We start from the raw sequence: 1,751 nt of genomic DNA, 5'->3' as shown, positions 1-1,751 counted from the left end.
GGGGAATGAAAAGATCCAGCACGCAGTAAAAACATTACTGGAGTACAAATGGATCCCTGGTGTAGGAAAAGCATATGTAATGCCAGGAGTAGGAACTGTCCGAGAGATGGGGCAGTATTCTCTAAAGGATGCGTATCAGTATGTGAAAAGTACTGGGGAGAAGGTTGTTAAGGGTACGGGTAATAATTCTTCGAGTAAGGATGTTTATGGACCTTATTATGATGAGGCAAAAAAATTACACGAAACTAACCCTGATTGGTATCCTAATCCTGATGAATCTACAATAGTAAAGGGGAAAGAACTAAAGGAAGCAAGAGCAGACTATCAAGCGTTGGTTAGAAGAGGGGAACTTGAAAAAGGTCACCATGTACAAGGTTTATCTTTTGGGGGAGAGAATGTAAGTTCAAATATAAAGAATACAGGAGAATCGACTATTCGTCGAGAGCAAATTGATGATTTGAATTTGGATTTTTATCATGAAATGGGTTATGGTAAAGAAAATGCTAAGGTACTAAAAATACATGAGAATGAAAAGGGGATTATTGTATTTGGTAATAATCCACAACATACTGAGGTTACTGTTTTTCAAAATAAAGTTCTGAAATGGCAACGAGAAAATGGAAAGAGATAATTTAATGAAAGTAGGTGCATTTATGGGAGAAACGAGAAATCTTATGAATAGTATATGGTTTGGAGAAAAAACAATTTTAGCTAAATCGGAAATAAAAGAAAAAATTTTAAAATCTTTAACAGAAACGGAAGTTTTATTTAACTTAATAGAATTATTTAAAACGGGGGATTTTACTCAAAAACCACTATTAGTTCAATTAATGAATCAGACTAAAGATGAAGCGGTTCTGAATTTATGTATTAGAGTATTTTTATCTGTCGCAACACATGAAGACTTAAGGGATTCAAATAATCTCCGTTTTCTTAGTGAGGTAACTGAAGAAACAGTAGACACTTTTGCATCAGCAGCCACAACCTCACTTTCTCTTGAGGTAATTCCATATTTATTGGCTTTACTTGAAGAGTGGGAGGAATTCAGTGATACAGCTACTATTATAAGAGACTCTATTGATTCCTTTATTAATTTTGAAGATCAAATTGGTGAAGATGCAACTATAGATGAAATTGGAAATTTTTATTTTAAGTATTGTCAGGAGAAGGATACAAATAGTTATTATTTTCAACAGAATTTAGCTTTTCCTGGAGACTTAGCTAAAAAATTGATTCAGCGGGTTATGATTGCTGCTAATAATGAGGAGCAATTAAAAATGGAATTAATACCATCTTTATTATCAATTTGGACTGGTAAAAGAGTACCTGCGGATTACAACACTATTATTAGTGCAAGTAATTATAAAGATTTTATTGACTATATAAACGAACTTTCAAGTGAAAACTGGGAAAAGGGACAAAAATATTTTTACGGATATAAGCTTTAACTATAATCTATGAAAAACAAAATATATGTGAAGTGGATAGGAAAAAATAATAGTGTGTTTGAAAATACATACTTCATGATGGTTGTACCATCATAGAGTACTATGTGCAATGATAGAATAAGAAAACGAGGTACGAGCTTAGGCGAGATGACATTTTACTGGGTGATGAATATAAACCACGGAATGTATACGAAACTAACGAACTCGTACAAACTCGTAAGTTTTAATATAGTATTTGTCATGATGTACAAAAGGTGTCATACTGTTACTACAAAACTTACAAATTTACTGCTACTTAAAAAC

1 protein-coding gene and 1 pseudogene are annotated in these 1,751 nt (G+C 32.7%); both read left to right on the top strand.

The genetic code is table 11. The annotated features are described in order from the left end of the window. Positions 1 to 631, top strand: a pseudogene (locus tag MR063_RS21450) (WXG100 family type VII secretion target); the annotation flags it as partial. 4 nt (positions 632 to 635) lie between these two features. Next, entirely contained in the window at positions 636 to 1,448 is an 813-nt protein-coding gene (gene imm47 / locus MR063_RS21445; RefSeq protein WP_087952378.1) for an Imm47 family immunity protein, read from the top strand. Positions 1,449 to 1,751: the final 303 nt, after the last annotated feature.

This window comes from Bacillus cereus group sp. BfR-BA-01492 (assembly GCF_022662815.1).
In the GTDB taxonomy this organism is placed as follows: Bacteria; Bacillota; Bacilli; order Bacillales; family Bacillaceae_G; genus Bacillus_A; species Bacillus_A cereus_BD.
This window is presented reverse-complemented; position numbering and strand designations above follow the sequence as displayed.

Excerpts from the sequence above, each read along its gene's own strand:
- imm47 (WP_087952378.1), top strand. The coding sequence starts at position 636 with ATGAAAGTAGGTGCATTTATGGGAGAAACGAGAAATCTTATGAATAGT.